The organism is Paenibacillus sp. SC116 (genome assembly GCF_024733555.1).
Classification (GTDB): Bacteria; Bacillota; Bacilli; order Paenibacillales; family Paenibacillaceae; genus Paenibacillus_B.
Genome location: NZ_JANIOF010000002.1, coordinates 275492 through 291541 on the forward strand (window position 1 = coordinate 275492; position 16050 = coordinate 291541).

General features: G+C 45.8%; 12 protein-coding genes. 6 read left to right on the plus strand and 6 right to left on the minus strand.

Annotation, left to right across the window (positions count from 1 at the left end):
• The first annotated feature begins 96 nt into the window (after positions 1-96).
• The 3 genes from NQ117_RS13000 to serS all read left to right on the plus strand — a co-directional run bounded on the left by NQ117_RS13000 (position 97) and on the right by serS (position 5045).
• Positions 97-1392, plus strand: a complete 1296-nt coding sequence (locus NQ117_RS13000) for an NCS2 family permease (RefSeq protein WP_258278457.1) — start codon at positions 97-99, stop codon at positions 1390-1392.
• A 318-nt stretch (positions 1393-1710) separates the two neighbouring features.
• Complete coding sequence (locus tag NQ117_RS13005) at positions 1711-3468, plus strand: methyl-accepting chemotaxis protein (RefSeq protein WP_258278458.1); 1758 nt, start codon at positions 1711-1713, stop codon at positions 3466-3468.
• A gap of 293 nt (positions 3469-3761) precedes the next feature.
• Entirely contained in the window at positions 3762-5045 is a 1284-nt protein-coding gene (gene serS / locus NQ117_RS13010; RefSeq protein ID WP_258278459.1) for a serine--tRNA ligase, read from the plus strand.
• A 539-nt stretch (positions 5046-5584) separates the two neighbouring features.
• Here serS and NQ117_RS13015 read toward each other — a convergent pair.
• Positions 5585-5926 (minus strand): antibiotic biosynthesis monooxygenase family protein, encoded by a 342-nt coding sequence (locus tag NQ117_RS13015; protein ID WP_258278460.1) that lies wholly within the window; start codon positions 5924-5926, stop codon positions 5585-5587.
• A gap of 355 nt (positions 5927-6281) precedes the next feature.
• Here NQ117_RS13015 and NQ117_RS13020 point away from each other — a divergent pair, with 355 nt between their 5' ends.
• A complete protein-coding gene (locus tag NQ117_RS13020) occupies positions 6282-7703 on the plus strand; it encodes an amino acid permease (protein ID WP_375163068.1) in 1422 nt (473 codons plus the stop codon).
• Between the two features lie 144 nt (positions 7704-7847).
• Here the strand turns inward: NQ117_RS13020 and NQ117_RS13025 are convergent, their stop codons facing one another.
• Together NQ117_RS13025 and NQ117_RS13030 are read right to left on the minus strand one after the other, a co-directional pair.
• Positions 7848-9344, minus strand: a complete 1497-nt coding sequence (locus NQ117_RS13025; RefSeq protein WP_258278461.1) for a sensor histidine kinase — start codon at positions 9342-9344, stop codon at positions 7848-7850.
• Positions 9337-10050: a response regulator transcription factor gene (locus tag NQ117_RS13030; RefSeq protein WP_258278462.1), complete on the minus strand. Its 714-nt coding sequence runs from the start codon at positions 10048-10050 to the stop codon at positions 9337-9339. The genes NQ117_RS13025 and NQ117_RS13030 overlap by 8 nt, the downstream gene beginning before the upstream one ends.
• Positions 10051-10292: 242 nt before the next feature.
• On the opposite strand from NQ117_RS13030, the gene NQ117_RS13035 reads away from it, so the two are divergent.
• A complete protein-coding gene (locus NQ117_RS13035) occupies positions 10293-12377 on the plus strand; it encodes a serine hydrolase domain-containing protein (RefSeq protein ID WP_258278463.1) in 2085 nt (694 codons plus the stop codon).
• Between the two features lie 79 nt (positions 12378-12456).
• On the plus strand, positions 12457-13152 hold the full coding sequence (locus tag NQ117_RS13040) for a hypothetical protein (protein ID WP_258278464.1): 696 nt from the start codon (positions 12457-12459) through the stop codon (positions 13150-13152).
• 127 nt (positions 13153-13279) lie between these two features.
• On the opposite strand, the gene NQ117_RS13045 is transcribed toward NQ117_RS13040, so the two are convergent.
• From NQ117_RS13045 to ssuD, 3 genes are read right to left on the minus strand one after another with little or no spacing between them, the layout of a single operon-like run.
• Positions 13280-14053, minus strand: coding sequence for an ATP-binding cassette domain-containing protein (locus NQ117_RS13045; RefSeq protein WP_258278465.1), 774 nt, complete (start codon positions 14051-14053; stop codon positions 13280-13282).
• On the minus strand, positions 14050-14853 hold the full coding sequence (ssuC, locus tag NQ117_RS13050) for an aliphatic sulfonate ABC transporter permease SsuC (RefSeq protein WP_375163076.1): 804 nt from the start codon (positions 14851-14853) through the stop codon (positions 14050-14052). Before ssuC ends, NQ117_RS13045 begins: the two co-directional genes overlap by 4 nt.
• Positions 14846-16042 (minus strand): FMNH2-dependent alkanesulfonate monooxygenase, encoded by a 1197-nt coding sequence (gene ssuD / locus NQ117_RS13055; RefSeq protein ID WP_258278467.1) that lies wholly within the window; start codon positions 16040-16042, stop codon positions 14846-14848. Before ssuD ends, ssuC begins: the two co-directional genes overlap by 8 nt.
• Positions 16043-16050 lie beyond the last annotated feature (8 nt).

Below are 16050 nucleotides of genomic sequence, written 5' to 3' on the forward strand. Positions count from 1 at the left end.
AACAAATTATGTTTTTTCGTTGACATTAAATCGTATATAAGGTAGCATGCATTAAGTAATCCAAGTGTTCTTATCGAAAGGGGCAGCAAAATCCGTATGTTGCAGAATTGGTTCAAACTTCAGGAAAACGGAACGAATGTCCGCACAGAAGTTACAGCAGGTATGACAACGTTTCTAACGATGGTTTATATCGTTGTCGTCAATCCAGCTATATTATCATCCGCAGGGGTACCTTTTCAGCAGGTGTTCACGGCGACGGTTATTTCCGCGATTATCGGAACGTTGCTAATGGGCTTGCTTGCTAATCACCCAATTGCGATCGCGCCAGGCATGGGCATGAATGCTTACTTTGCTTCTGTCGTCGCTTCGCAAGGCGTAACTTACCAAGTTGTATTCGGCGCTGTATTTTTGGCTGCTATATTATTCGTCATTTTGACGTTCACGAAGCTGCGCGAGATGTTGATCGCAGCGATTCCGCCGGCATTGAAGTTCGGGATTACGGCGGGAATAGGATTGTTTATTGCTTTTCTAGGTTTGAAATCTTCGGGGATTGTGGTTCCGAATGAAGCGACAATGGTTGGCTTCGGAGACCTGCATCAACCGGTTACAATTTTGACCTTGCTAGGTCTTCTTGTAACCTTGATCTTGATGGTTCGCAATGTGAAGGGCGCGTTGTTCGTCGGTATGGCTGTTACCGCTATCGCAGGCAGCTTTATGGGTCTGTTGAACTTTGATGCAGGCGTTGTGTCTTTGCCTTCAGCTCCCGTTTTGTTTGACTTAGATGTACAAGGTGTTTTCACAAATGGCCTATATACTGTTGTGTTCGCCTTCTTGCTAGTAACGATTTTCGATACAACGGGTACGATGATTGGTGTCGCTGAGCAGGCGGGCATCATGAAGGACGGCAAGCTGCCGCGCACGAAGCAGGCGCTTATGGCTGACGCTTTTGCAACAACTGCTGGCTCGGTCATGGGTACAACTCCATGTACAGCGTACATTGAGTCATCCGCAGGTGTAGCAGCGGGTGGTCGTACAGGTTTGACTACTGTAGTAGTAGCGCTTATGTTCGGGGTATCCTTGTTCTTCGCTCCAGTCATTCAAGCGATATCTGGCTTACCGGCTATTACGGCACCGGCCTTGATCATCGTAGGCTGCTTTATGATGGATGGCTTGGCACGTATCAAGTGGAATCAGTTCGATGAAGCATTCCCGGCATTCGCTATTATTGTGAGCATGCCATTGACGTCCAGCATTGCAACAGGTATCGCAATCGGATTTATTACGTATCCGGTGATGAAGCTGTTCAGTGGCAAAGGACGCGAAGTGCATCCACTGCTTTATATTTTCGGTGTTATCTTTGCGCTGCAAATGGTCTACTTCCCAGCGCATTAATCCAATAAATTGAGCATAATGAGCGCTTTCCCTAAGGGGGAGGCGCTTTTTTTATTTTCTTTGTTTAAACCTGCTTGGATTTGTTTAAGAAGAGTAGGCGCTTTCGTACTACAAGCATGAAAGGTTATTGCTGAACCTGATAAAGGCAGCTTGTGCGGTTATCCATTTTAATGGAATACTTCTTTTTGATAAGGAAAGAAAGTGTGTAGAAGTATCAACATTTGTCGAATAATGTCGATATATTACTATAAACCATTTAAGTAATAGAGCATTTCCAGAAAATTAGGAAGTTTCTGATTGGACCAAGGAGGAGTTACGATGCGAGGCTTTATTTCCAGAAGTATTGTGGTGAAGTCTGCGTTAAGTATTTTCGCCCTTATTGTTACGCTTACCAGTATTCTTACTGGCTATAGTTATGTAGCAGAAAGAGGGATTTACTATAACGAGCTTACGGAATTACATAAGACTTTAACAAAGCAAGTTGAGATTGAATTGGAAGGAATCATAGGTGCAGAAGCGAAGCTTAACAAACTTGCTCCCGCAGAGTATTTGAAAGACGAGAATATCGAATGGATTAGCGATAACCTAAATAACATGGTTCGAGATGGCTTCATAAGCAACAGCTACTTGCTGCTGCCTAAAGATGAATTGAAAGATGGCAAGACATACAAAAGACTATTGCATGCTAATACGGAGTTTATAAAAGACAGCGGGGTTCAGCCAGGGCAATTATACATTCTTCCAGATGAGTGGATGCAAACGGAGGATGAGCTGCTTCGTGACGGCTTTGCTATAAGTGATGTATATCGAGATCTAGGTGGTAAATGGATTACGACGATGACAACACTTCATAATGAAAAGAAAGAAGTGGTGGCACTATTTGCGGTCGATTTCAATTACGACACGATTGACGCCGAACTAGACGCTATTTTGTGGAAGACAGCAGGCGTAGGTGTAGCTGTGGGCTTGGCTATTATGGGTGTAATGATTCTGTTGATTCGTCGTATGGTAGGACCGCTTAAGCAGTTGACTCAAATATCTCAGGAAGCAGCTCAAGGGGATCTTACGGTATCTGTATCGAATTCATCTAAAGATGAAATTGGTCAGCTTGCACAGTCCTTCAATCAAATGGTTCAAGCACTGCGTAAAATTACAGCTGATGTAAGGGAGACGACTGAACAAGTTACCGTATCTGCGGAGCAGTTGACGATTATTTCTGATCAAAATGCTCAATCTGCTCAACATGTTGCAGCAGCGGTTGAGGAAGTGGCGACAGGTTCAAACACACATTTGGCAACCGTTGAAGACAGCAAGATCGCGATGGAAGAAGTGTCGATCGGGATTCAACGTATCGCGGAGTCGGCTTTGATTGTATCGGAAATGAGCAGCGATGCTTCAGCGACGGTGGAGCAAGGCAGCGACATGATTAAGCAGACGATTGAACAGATGAATCGTATTCAGGAGGCTGCTCAACAGTCGTCGGAGCAAGCAAATCAATTGGCTGGACAATCGCAGCAGATTGAGGCTATTGTGTCATCGATTCAGGAAATTGCAGGACAGACGAATTTACTTGCCTTGAATGCCTCAATAGAAGCGGCAAGAGCGGGCGAACATGGAAGAGGATTTGCTGTCGTGGCACAAGAAGTAAGGAAGCTGGCGGAACAGACAGGTCACGCTGCAGAGCAGATTGGTGCACAGTTACAGAACGTTATCGTTCAGACGAAACAGTTATCGATAACGATGGAGCGCAGTGCGGGAGAAACACAAGCGGGTACGAAAATTGCACGCGATGCCGGAAAGCAGTTCCAAAGCCTTCATGAGGCGGTGCACCGTGTTGCGGAGCACATTCAAGAGGTATCTGCCGCATCAGAAGAGATGTCGGCTGGTACAGAGCAAGTATCGGCTTCCATGAATGGCTTGGCTGCGATTGCGAAGGATGCTGCTGATAACGCGCAAAGCATTGCCGCTTCTTCGGAAGAGCAGCTGGCAAGTGTAGAAGAGATGGCTAGCACAGCCGCTTGGCTGGGCAGCAAGATGAAAGAAATGAATGCGGAAATGCAAAAGTTTAAGCTCTAGACGCAACACACTTGCTTTATCTCATGCAAATCTGCTATACTCACTCAAAATAAACACGACCATTCGCCAGTGAAGAGCATCCAACTCGGAGGCGTTTTCGTTAAGGGAGCTGACCAGCAGGGTACAGCATTCCCCTAAGTTAACCGGGCCCGCCCGTTATCGCGGAACCAAAGAGGATCGAACCCTAACAAGTTCGGTCAAGTTGGGTGGCACCGCGAGCAGAGAGCTCCTCGTCCCATACGGATGAGGGCTCTTTTTGTTTTTTACACAACAAGAGAAGGAGTGTGCGGTGTATGTTGGATCTGCAATGGTTACGGATGAATGCAAATGAGGTGCAGCAAGTTGCGGAGCAGAAAGGGATCGAGATTGATATTGCTGCTCTATTAGAGATGGACGTGCAAAGGCGAGAGCTACTTCAACAGGTAGAGGTGCTCCGCCAGCAGCGCAATGAGCAGTCGAAGTATGTAGGCAAGCTTATTCAAACTGGGGAGCATGTGCAAGCAGAGCAAGTGAAGCAGCAGGTAAGGGCGATGAATGAACGCTTGTCGATGCTGGAGGAAGAGCTTGAGCAAGTGCGGATGAAGTTGGAAAAGGGAATGTTGTATGTACCCAATATTGTGTCGCCTGATACGCCTCAGGGGCGCTCGGATGCGGACAATGTGGAGGTGAAGCGAGTAGGAACACCCGAAGCCCCAACGTTCAAGCTGCGAGATCATATGGAGCTTGGTGAATTGCACGATATGATTGATATTCCTCGTGGTGTCAAGACAGCGGGAACTCGTCATTACTATTTAAAAGGGGCAGGTGTGCTGCTTCATCGTGCGGTACAGCAGCTAGCACTTGATCTGCTTATGCAGCGCGGCTTTACACCGTTAGAGGTTCCGCTTATGGCACGTACGGCTGCCATGATGAATACGGGTTTCTTCCCAACAGGACAGGATCAGTCGTATGCAATTGTGGATGAGGATCAATGGCTAGTGGGAACATCGGAAGTGCCACTAGTTGCTTACTACAGCAATGAGATTGTAGATGTGAGTGAGCCAATTCGCTTGGCAGCTGCATCGACTTGTTTCCGCAGTGAAGTAGGCTCCGCAGGTAAGGATGTGCACGGTTTATATCGAGTGCACCAATTCGCCAAAGTGGAGCAGGTCGTCATTTGCAAGGCAGATCGGGCATTGGCAGAGCTGCTGCATCAAGAGATTACTGCGCACGCTGAGGAAATTGTACAACTGTTGGAGCTTCCTTATCGGATGCTTGCTGTGTGCACGGGAGACATGGCGCAGAAGACATACAAGCAGTTCGATATTGAGACTTGGATGCCAAGTCGGCAAGCCTATGGGGAGACGCATTCGTCGTCGAACTTGCTGGACTTCCAGGCGCGGCGGTCTGGCATTCGCTATCGGGATGCAGAGGGGAACTTGCAATTTGCCTATACGCTGAACAATACGGCGGTTGCTACGCCGCGCATCTTGATTCCACTGTTGGAGAACCATCAAGATGAGGATGGAGGGATACACATCCCGCAAGCGCTGCGCCCATATATGAATGGGTTAGCTTACTTGGCGCCATCACAATAATCGTGATGTAGCATAAAAGAGTTAATGTGGAGCCTAGAGGGGATTATACTGGGCCAATTCCTTCACTTGAGTGCATAAAACATGATGGCTTGGACAAAAGTGCATCTATTTTAAGTCGAAACGATCCTTTTGCGATAGATAAGGACAAAAGTGCAGTTATTTTTCTCGATTATGCATCTGAGAAGGTAAAGGAAGCCTAAATAAATGTATTTTTGACGATAATCTCTGAAATAAGCCTATTTTCAGATGAAATAACTGCATAATTGTCACTAAACTAAACAAGGAGCTTTATACTGATGAAGTTCTGTTAGTTCGTCAGCTTAATTAGCTCGGCTGGCTCTAATTCTTCCACTATCTGATTTCAATTAAAAGAGTGACCAAAAGAGGCTGTCTCTTACAGGTACAGTGATCTAAAAAGTTAGTATGGTCTAACTTAATAAAGGTACTGTGCATCGTAGGAGCAGCCTCTAACATCTAGCGCTTCTAATCCTATAAAAATGAATATGAATATAGCTGCTTTTCAACAGCACATTGATCAATTAATGCTCCACCGCTTCGGTTTTCACTGCAGGGCCTTTGGAGGACTTCACATCATAAGTTGCATGTGCAGAACTGATTACATAATCCGGCTTCGGCTTGCCACGGTTTTGACGATGTCCTTCGATATGAGCTTCGCTCGTCTCCCAGCCTTTCCAGGCTGCTTCTGATTCCCAACGGATGAGCACAATAATTTCCTCGTCACCACGACGAACTCGTTTAACCAGAACACTAAGATCGATAAATCCTGGAGAATGCTCGATAATGCCCGGTCCTGTAAAATGGTCTACAATTTGCTGGGAAAAGCCTTCTTTTACAACGATCGTTTTCGTCTCGATAAACATAGGTACACGCTCCCTGAACATAATGAAAACATATCCCTATTATATTGATAATCATTATCAATTACAAGGGTGAGAGATAGCGGTATCTCATGCAGTTGCTGTTATACCATCTATCACCTTAATATACCAATAAGAGGATACTATTTCCGCTAGGGTTGTTGAAAAGGTAGGAGTATACTGATATAGGTACATCTTGTATATGTAATTCCATACATCCTTTTTAGAATAATTATGAAATGATGGGATAAGCGGATAGCGCTGCATAAATAGGTGCAGCGTCATTCTATATGCATACAGGACATGCCAAACAAATTGACAACTTAGATTAACAAACAGAAAGGGAGCTTGGACATCAATGATTGACAACGAAGCAAAAAAGTTGCGATGGTATAACATCGCGCTCATGGCCTTCGTGTCCGTATGGGGATTCGGTAATGTCGTGAATAACTATGCGAACCAAGGTTTAAGTGTCATCACTTCGTGGGTTCTCATTATCGCGTTGTATTTCATACCTTACGCGCTAATGGTTGGACAGCTTGGTTCCACATTCAAGGATGGCAAAGGCGGCGTCAGCAGCTGGATTAAAGAAACGATGGGCGCTAACCTTGCTTATTTTGCAGCATGGACGTATTGGGTTGTGCACATTCCTTATTTGGCACAGAAGCCGCAAGCGATCGTGATTGCGCTCGGCTGGGCAGCTACAGGTGAGGGGTCGCTGGTGAAAGAGTTTTCTCCAGTCATCCTACAATCGATTACGTTGCTTATCTTCTTATTCTTCTTGTGGATTGCATCTCGCGGTATCTCTTCACTGAAGCGTATCGGTACGATTGCGGGTATTTCCGTCTTCGTCATGTCTCTCTTGTACATTGCACTTGCTGTTACAGCACCAATGTTGACAGGGGTTCAAGTAGCAACAGCAGATATGTCGGTATCATCCTTTATTCCGGAGTTCAACTTTGCTTACTTCACGACTCTATCTATGCTCGTGTTTGCGGTAGGAGGAGCGGAAAAAATCTCTCCTTATGTAAATAACACGCATAATCCGACGAAGGAATTTCCGCGTGGTATGCTCGTGTTGGCTATCATGGTGGCGGTATGTGCACTTCTAGGTTCATTCGCAATGGGTATGATGTTCGACTCGAACAATATCCCTGATGACTTGAAAATGAATGGTCAGTACTATGCGTTCCAAATTCTTGGTGAATACTATGGCATTGGTAATGTGCTCATGGTTCTATATGCATTGGCAAATACATTGGCGCAAATCTCTGCGTTGGCATTCTCCATTGATGCACCGCTTAAAGTATTGCTTTCTGATTCAGACGATCGCTATGTGCCGCGTGCTTTGCTTAAGACGAATAAGCGTGGTACACCAATAAACGGCTATATCATGACAGCGGTATTGGTTGGTATCCTCATTATGGTGCCAGCATTCGGTATCGGTAATATGAATACGTTGTTCAACTGGCTGCTAGATTTGAATTCTATCGTGATGCCGCTTCGTTACTTGTTCGTCTTCTTGGCGTTCATGGCATTGATGAAGCTGTCGGATAAATTCATTTCCGATTATAAGTTTGTGAAAAATAATAAAGTCGGTTTTGCAATTGGACTATGGTGCTTCGTGTTTACAGCATTCGCATGTTTGATGGGTATGTTCCCGAAAGTGCCTATGTTCACGAGTGAGTGGTATTTCCAGTTCGGACTGAACATCGTAACACCGTTCGCGTTGCTTGGCCTTGGTCTTATCTTGCCGATATTGGCAAGACGCAAGCGCTAGTCATAGCAAGCATTTCGTTTAGTGTTACAGCCTTTTACTAAAGTGTTGAATAAAGCCCCTGATTTCTCTTCCTAGAAAAGGTGATCAGGGGCTTACTTATTTGTATCGTATAGAAGCGTGAGTTTTAGTATGCATTTTGACACATCATAGCTCAAGGCAATCATTATCTTTGATATGCTTTCTTTGAACGGCACTACTGACTACTTTCTCTTTTGTTTGCTTCGTTTGCTGTATGGGCAGCCATATATCAAATACTGTTTTTCCGACAATACTGTGCAGAATAATTTCCCCGTTATGCTTCTCGACGATATGCTTCGCAATTGTAAGACCTAATCCTGTACCGCCATCACTCTTGCGAGCACGGTCGCCTCGCGTAAAGGCATCAAATATGGTAGGTCGCAGCTCTTCAGCAATGCCGACCCCATTATCCTCGACACGAATAAGCACCTCTAAAGGCATAACATCCAGCAATATCGACACGGTCGTACCTGAAGGGTTGTAACGAATGGCATTGGACAGTAGATTCGATACGGCTCGATACAACAACCTGCTGTTCGCAGGCACGGAGACGGTATTGCTTGGTATGTAATAGTTAAATACAAATTTCTGTTCTTCAAACAATGGATAATACTCGGCTGCAATTTCACGAATGAACTCAGACAGGTCGGTTTGCTCTAGCTCGCAAGGATAATCGGAACTTTCCAACTTCGAAAGCTCGAAGAAATCATCGATCAGTTCGGAAACACGCTGTGATTTTTGCAGCATCGTCGTCAGCACTTGCTGCCGTTTTTCTTCGGTTTCAATTAGTCCCATCTGCAGTGCTTGTGTATACCCTTGAATCGTCGTGATCGGTGTCCGTAAATCATGTGAAATACCAGTAAGCATCCGCTGTTTGCTCGCTTCCATCTCATGCTTCATTTGTTCAGCTTGCTCTAATTTCTCTGCCATTGTATTAAAATAATCTTGAATCTGTTGCAGCTCATAATCGCCTGAATATTGGAGCCGCTTGTCGTATTGCCCATCGACGATGCTGTGCAGCCCTTCTAAGATGGACTTGAGAGGTCGGGTAACTCTCTTTGAGGCCAAGCGCCCATAAATAAACAGATTGACCATAAACAAGATAATTAGAAGAACTGCTCCAATGGGTAGCGAATGATAAAAATCTTTGTTGATTTCCTCTGCCATTTTATGAAGGAGGGTCTCGTGTATCGCATGTTCCGAAGAAACAAAAACTACCGCCAACAGCTGTTCGTTCGTACCTGGAATAGGAGCAGACGATACATAGTAGGGCTTCTCCTTACTATCATAAAATAGCTTCTGCCACTGTATACGATCGTACTGCATAGGCCCCGCCTTTTTTTCACCAATGATATGGATAACTTGCCGTTCTTGATTCACAATTTCTACCCAACCCCCGATGGATTGAATGAAGGAAGCATCGATTTGCTTATAATCGCTTTTAACGATTTCATTACCTCGTATGCCAGGGGACAAGACTTCTTCAACGGGCCCGACTGTTCGATAAAAGATGAAACCGAAGACAAGAACAGCGATGCAGGTAATTGTGACTGAGAACCATATGTAATAGCTAATTAGCCGTCCGAATAGCTTTTTGGCCTTAAGTTTTTTTGGTTTACGCATGCAGCTCATCTCTCTTTGCGAAACGATAACCAAGTCCGCGTACTGTCTTAATATACAATGGATTTCTCGGCGTATCTTCCACTTTGTCTCGCAATCTACTCATCTGAACCATGATTGTATTGTCATCAGCCATATAGTGCTCGCCCCATACTTGTTCGAAAATTTGCTTCTTCGTAAACACTCGCCCAGGTGCGCTCATCAGCATATGAAGCAGTTTATATTCGATCGCGCTTAAGCTAATAAGCTGACCTCGTTTCAATAGCGAACAGGAGTCATGATCCAGTGTCAGTTCGCCCACACGTGTAGGCGGCATGGATGGCAGGGCTTCTTCTTCATTAAAGGTATACGTCCTGCGCAGTTGGGCTTGCACGCGGGCAAGAACGATGAGCGGATTGAATGGCTTGGCAACAAAATCGTCAGCCCCTAGGCCTAATCCAACAATTTTATCACTGTCTTCACTCTTAGCAGATAGAAGAATGACAGGAAGTTTGTTCGTCAAGCGCAGCTCTGTTAGCAGTTGGAGACCGTCCATTCGCGGCATCATAATATCCACAATGGCTAAATCAATAGTATGCTCTTGCAGTCGTTGCAGAGCTTCTTGTCCGTCATTTGCTGCAACGATCGTATACGATTCACGTTCTAAAAATAATTGCAGCATCTCGATAATTTCCGGCTCGTCATCGACGATTAAAATGGTGTGTGACATGTCATTCCCCCTTTCTCTCCTAGCGTACTGTAAACATTCTCCGAGCGGAACCCTTTTCCTCTTATGTAAGATTAATGTAAGAATAATGAAAGCTGACGGAAAGATGGGGAAGGTACGATTGGTGATAAGGAGTCAATCTGTTGAAGGTGATGCGAATATAGCAATGTTGAAGTGGACAGATTTTGTGAACTAGCTAATTTGAGAGAGTTATAGTCATGTATTTTCATATGAGGAGGATATTTATGAAGAGAACGAAGATTACTCGTATGTGGGCGGCTGTACTGGCAATAGCCATGCTGCTCACACCAATAGTTAGCTTTGCGGCTGAAGCGGATGCAAATACAAAAGTTACAGCAGCAGACTCTACGGCTGGTTCAGCTACACAGGTGGTTGTAACTCCGGCAGTCCCAGCAACGCTAAGTACGGCAGATGTTCAGAAGTTTACAGATGAGTTTTTCCAGCAAGACAAAGTGAAGAAGCTAGCGCCAGGAGCAGTTGTATCCGTCGTTAAAGACGGGAAAATACTGCTGGAAAAAGGGTACGGCTATGCTGATGAGAAAACGAAAAAGCCTGTTGATGCAAAAGAAACGGTATTCCGTATCGCTTCCGTGACAAAAGTATTTACAGCGGCTGCGGTTATGCAGTTGGTTGAACAGGGGAAAATTGACCTGCATGCTGATGTACAGCAGTATCTTGGAGAGGCAAAGTTGAAAAATAAGACGGGGAGCAAGTTAACGATGGAACATTTGCTCACCCATACGTCTGGTGTCCAGTATGCGGATTCTAGCGAATTAATACAGCTTAATCCGGATTCAAATTCCCTATTAAAAGACGTCATTCGTGATCATATGCCAGAAATAACGACCAAGCCGGGCGAAGCCTATTCCTATGATAACTTTGCCTCGATGCTGCAAGGTTACATTGTAGAGCAGGTATCAGGCATGCCTTTCAACCAATATGTAGATAAGCATATTCTTGATCCCCTCGGCATGAACGATAGTGGATTTCTGTTAACTCCCGAGTTAAAGAGCAGGCTGGCTAAAAGCTATATTCCTGGAAGCACTGACAATACGGAATTTCCGTTATACGCCTTCAAGCCAACAGTTGCTCCGCAAGGTGGAATGCTGTCCACTGGGGCAGATATGACAAAGTTCATGCTCACGCAATTGAATGGTGGGGCTTATGAGGGAGGACGTATTTTACAATCCGAATCTTTGGATAAAATGTTAAATCCGCAAGTATCCATTCATCCAACATTACCGAACATGGCATATGGTTATGAATTTTATTATCACCATTTATTTAATGGACAGCATGTCGTACTGAAAGGTGGAGATCTTCCAACCCATTCATCGGTATTGTGGCTGCTGCCAAAACAAAATACAGGTATCTTTATTATCTACAACTCAAATGGGCCACTAAGGGATATGTATCTCGAAGCGTTTATGGATCGTTACTTCCCTGACTCTTCGCCAAAGCCGGAATTCTTGAAACCGACGAAAGAGCAGTTAGCGCGCTATGAAGGTGTGTACAAAGATTTGCGTATCGGTATGACGGTTTCAACAGTTAAGGCAAACGAAGATGGCACGCTCTCTATTCGTTATTTTCCATCCAAATACAAGCAAGTAGATGAGTTTCTTTTTATGAGCGAAGAGGGCTCCCAATTGGCATTCAAAGAGAAGAATGGACAGATTGAATATGCATATAATCCTCTGTTCAATCCAGCAAGTTGGGCGAAAAAGCTTGGCCCAGCGCTGAAATACGAAGATGTAGAACGTAATCATCCGTATCGTGCTTATATTGATGGTATTAGTTCGCTCATTACACTGCATGTTGGTGAGGATACTGATGAGGACGAACTGGAGCTTGAACCTGAAGAAGAGATGACGCGGGCAGAGTTCGCAGAACTGATAGTAGATTATATGGACATGGGCTACTCTTACAAAAAGCCTGTAGTAGCAGACAGTGTCAATCATGAATTTGCAGCTGCGATTCAGACTGTCGTTGATATGCAGATGGTTACGCTCGATAAATCAGGGAAATTTTACCCCGACAAGTTGATTCAGCGGCAAGAAGCAGCAGATATGATCTGGAAAGTGATGCAGTCACTCGGTGCTAAGAAAAAGGACGCAAAGCTATCAGGCAAGACAGATGCATGGGCAGTGGAAGCCGTGAAATTCATGGTCGCAAACGGAATATACGGTCCAGAGGTAAAAAAGGGGAAAGATGGTTCCTTCAACTATCAATCGCATAAGCCACTGTTGAGACAAGAGGCAGCGGCTATGTTTTACAAGTTGATCTTCTCTACTGAAGAAGCGGCGAAATAGTTTGGACAGATGCGTGAAAGAGTAGCAAGTTATACTGAGCATAAGTAGAGGTGGATATACAGAGAAGGGGTGTGCAGGCATGGAGAAGTATGACACGGGCCCGGTACGTATTCATCCAATGGAGGCGTTTCATGGCCGTCTTACATCGTTGTTTGGCCGAAGGGGCGTGACTTCTTATCTCTCCTACGAGCTGGCGGTATACTATTATGCGCTATTTTCTTGGGGCAAACGCTCCTTTGAGCAGCACGATGTAAAGTCATTTACTGCTCATAAGGAATCAGGTTGGCTGACGATGGTTTTGTTTATCATTAAGCTCCTTGTTTTAGAGGGATTAATACTTCATTTCTTTGTAGCAAAATGGTCATCCGTATTTGCATGGATTCTGTCCATTGGCAATGTATACATGATTATATGGCTTATCTCGGATTATCGAGCGATGAAGCTCAATCCAATCGGTGTATCGGTACAAGGAATATGGATTCGATTAGGGAATCAGCTTCGGACAACGCTTTTGTATGAACAGACCGAGACGATAGAGGTTGTAAATAATTTGGAGCTGTCGGGAGAAGAAGAGAAGAATTCCTTCATACCGATAGGCCCTGCAACAAATGTGCACATACGACTAAAAGAAGCGACCAAGGTGGGAATTATGCTGGGTATTGATCGGACGGTTACAGATATTTATTTGACGCTCGATGATCCTCGGGCATTCGTGGAAGAATGCCGTACACACCTCGTTTGTGTACAATCAAGCGATTCTGAGGCTATTTCATAGTGGAGAGAAGATCACTATTTCAGTAAGTACGTATGGATAACACGAGATCTAGAAAGATACCAAAAAGCCAGAAGCTAAGGATATTTCCTGACGCTTCTGGCTTTTTGAAATGACATTGTGCTCTGAATCAAATCGAATAGGACGTCTGCCGTCTGGCAGCTCGTTCAGAGGGGGTATCGCGTTCCATGACACGGTCCAATATAAGCTGTTCAAAATAAGCGAAGCCGCTATCTCGTTCCCGTGGCCGCGGCAGTGTAATGGCGACATCGAGCGCGATGGCTCCGTCTTTCATTAGTACAACACGGTCGGCAAGCGCTACTGCTTCACTGACGTCATGGGTGACGAGAATGACAGAGAAACGCTGCCTTTGCCACAGCTTCTCGATTAAGTCCTGCATATCAATGCGGGTTAATGCATCCAGCGCTCCCAATGGTTCATCCAGCAGCAGCAGTCGTGGGTTACCAGCTAATGCTCGCGCAAGTGCGACTCTTTGCCGCTGTCCGCCGGATAAGGTACTCGGCCACACTTGCGCTTTGTCTTCAAGTCCAACCATTTGTAAGGCTGCTAAAGCGTCATCTGTATGTCCACCGCGCACGCCGATCCGCACATTATCGATGACTTTTTTCCATGGCAGCAGTCGGGCGTCTTGAAACAGCACTCTCGTATCGGGATCGATGCCTTGTATCGGTTTCCCATCTAGCAATAACGTTCCATCCGTTGGTTCTTCTAAACCAGCTACTAAGCGCAGCAGTGTACTTTTGCCACAGCCACTTTTTCCTACGATGGCGATAAACTCTCCTGGCTTGACTTGAAGGCTTAGTTCCTCCAACACGGTCACATGATCGAATTGCTTCCACACTTGGGAAGCGGAGAGCGAAGAGCCGAATACACCAGTACTCATGATGTCACTCCTTTTTTGCCAGCCTGTTGTCCTTTTCCGTAATTCGGATGCCATTGCAAGAACAGCTTCTCGAATAGTTTGGCGATCGAGTCAGACAGCTTGCCAAGCAGCGCATATAAGAGGATGCTCAAGACAACGACATCCATCTGCATAAATTCACGGGCGTTCATCGCCATATAGCCGATGCCTGAATCCGCCGAAATGGTTTCCGCAACGATGAGTGTAATCCACATCGTACCCAGTGCGAAACGAACCCCTACGAGGATCGAGGGCAGCGCACCTGGAAGAATAATATTGCGGAATAACGCCCAGCCGCGAAGTCCATATACTTTGCCCATTTCAATCAGGCTCGGATCGACGCTGCGAATGCCGTGGAACGTATTCAAGTAAATAGGGAACGCCACGCCGAGTGCAACGAGGAACAGCTTTGCTGCTTCATCGATGCCAAACCAAAGGATGACAAGCGGGATGAGCGCGAGGTGAGGAATATTGCGTACCATTTGAATGGACGTATCCGTCAGTTTCTCAGCCAAAGGAACAACTCCATTTAGCAGACCAAGGATAAAGCCGATGCTGCCGCCAATCGCGAAACCAATGAGCGCGCGTCCTGTACTTGTTCCAATATAGTCAAACAACATGCCATTGCTGATGAGGGTAATTAGTGCTTCTATAACAGCGATGGGTGTAGGTAGGATGCGGGTAGATATAAATCCGAGCTGACCAAGGATTTGCCACAGTAATAGCAGGGTAATCGGTAAGACCCAATCAATCCATGAACGTTTCTGCCATTTTCTAAGCATGCTGTCTAGCCTCACTCTTTGCATCGGCTGTCACCTCTTTCGTGGCACGGATAACTGCGTGGCTTGGTGGTCGGTCATTGGCGATGATTTCGCCGAGTGGACTATTTGAGTGGTGCGCTACTTCTTGCTGTCGAGGTTGTTGGATGGGGAGCAGCGGAAAGAGTAATTCAGCTGTGCGATAAGCTTCTTCTAAATGTGGATAGCCGGACAAAATAAAAGTCTCGATGCCAAGCGCCGCATACTCCTGGATTCGGGCGGCAACGGTCTCAGGATCACCCACAAGTGCTGTTCCAGCACCGCCTCTGACAAGTCCGATTCCGGCCCATAAGTTCGGACTGATTTCCAGTGACTCTCGGCTGCTGTGATGAAGCTGTGCCATCCTTTTTTGTCCTTCGGAGTCGTAGCGGTCGAATACTTTACGTGCGGCGGCAATCGTGGAATCATCGACATATTGGATGAGCTGGTGTGCAGCAGCCCATGCTTCTTCATTCGTCTCGCGTACGATAACGTGTAGGCGGATTCCGAAGCGCAGCGTGCGTCCTTGCTGTGCAGCAAGCTCCCGAACATGATCAACCTTCTCTTTTACTTGATGTGGGGGTTCGCCCCAAGTTAAGTAAACATCTACGTGTTCCGCTGCCACCTGCTGACCAGCAGATGATGAACCGCCGAAATACAGCGGCGGATAAGGTTTTTGAATCGTGGGATAAAGGTTGTTAGCTCCGCGAACTTGCAAATGTTTTCCTTCAAAAGTCACTTCTTCTCCGAGCAATTCATTTCGCCAAATATGAAGGAATTCATCTGTCAGCTCATAACGCGCATCATGATCAAGGAATACGCCTTCACCAGCCAGCTCTACAGGATCACCGCCTGTCACGATATTAATGAGCAGCCTGCCACCAGAAATTCGGTCGAAGGTGGAGGCCATACGAGCTGCTAGAGTCGGAGACATCAATCCTGGGCGGAGAGCAACGAGAAACTTCAACTTATCGGTAGAGGAGATTAAGGCAGATGCCGTTATCCATGCATCCTCGCAGGACTTGCCGGTAGGCAGCAGCACACCGCTGTAACCTAGTCGATCGGCCGATTGCGCAATCTGCTGCATATAAGGAAAATCAACTGCGCGTGCTCCTTTCGTTGTACCTAAGTATTTGCCATCACCATGTGTCGGAATAAACCAGAACATTTCCATATAGAACC

What these genes read in the sequence shown, in the direction of transcription:
- NQ117_RS13005 (WP_258278458.1), top strand. Translation starts at nt 1,711, where the DNA reads ATGCGAGGCTTTATTTCCAGAAGTATTGTGGTGAAGTCTGCGTTAAGT.
- NQ117_RS13045 (WP_258278465.1), bottom strand. Translation starts at nt 14,053, where the DNA reads ATGAGTACTGGTGTATTCGGCTCTTCGCTCTCCGCTTCCCAAGTGTGG.
- serS (WP_258278459.1), top strand. Translation starts at nt 3,762, where the DNA reads ATGTTGGATCTGCAATGGTTACGGATGAATGCAAATGAGGTGCAGCAA.
- ssuC (WP_375163076.1), bottom strand. Translation starts at nt 14,853, where the DNA reads ATGCTTAGAAAATGGCAGAAACGTTCATGGATTGATTGGGTCTTACCG.
- NQ117_RS13030 (WP_258278462.1), bottom strand. Translation starts at nt 10,050, where the DNA reads ATGTCACACACCATTTTAATCGTCGATGACGAGCCGGAAATTATCGAG.
- NQ117_RS13040 (WP_258278464.1), top strand. Translation starts at nt 12,457, where the DNA reads ATGGAGAAGTATGACACGGGCCCGGTACGTATTCATCCAATGGAGGCG.
- NQ117_RS13000 (WP_258278457.1), top strand. Translation starts at nt 97, where the DNA reads ATGTTGCAGAATTGGTTCAAACTTCAGGAAAACGGAACGAATGTCCGC.
- NQ117_RS13035 (WP_258278463.1), top strand. Translation starts at nt 10,293, where the DNA reads ATGAAGAGAACGAAGATTACTCGTATGTGGGCGGCTGTACTGGCAATA.
- ssuD (WP_258278467.1), bottom strand. Translation starts at nt 16,042, where the DNA reads ATGGAAATGTTCTGGTTTATTCCGACACATGGTGATGGCAAATACTTA.
- NQ117_RS13015 (WP_258278460.1), bottom strand. Translation starts at nt 5,926, where the DNA reads ATGTTTATCGAGACGAAAACGATCGTTGTAAAAGAAGGCTTTTCCCAG.
- NQ117_RS13025 (WP_258278461.1), bottom strand. Translation starts at nt 9,344, where the DNA reads ATGCGTAAACCAAAAAAACTTAAGGCCAAAAAGCTATTCGGACGGCTA.
- NQ117_RS13020 (WP_375163068.1), top strand. Translation starts at nt 6,282, where the DNA reads ATGATTGACAACGAAGCAAAAAAGTTGCGATGGTATAACATCGCGCTC.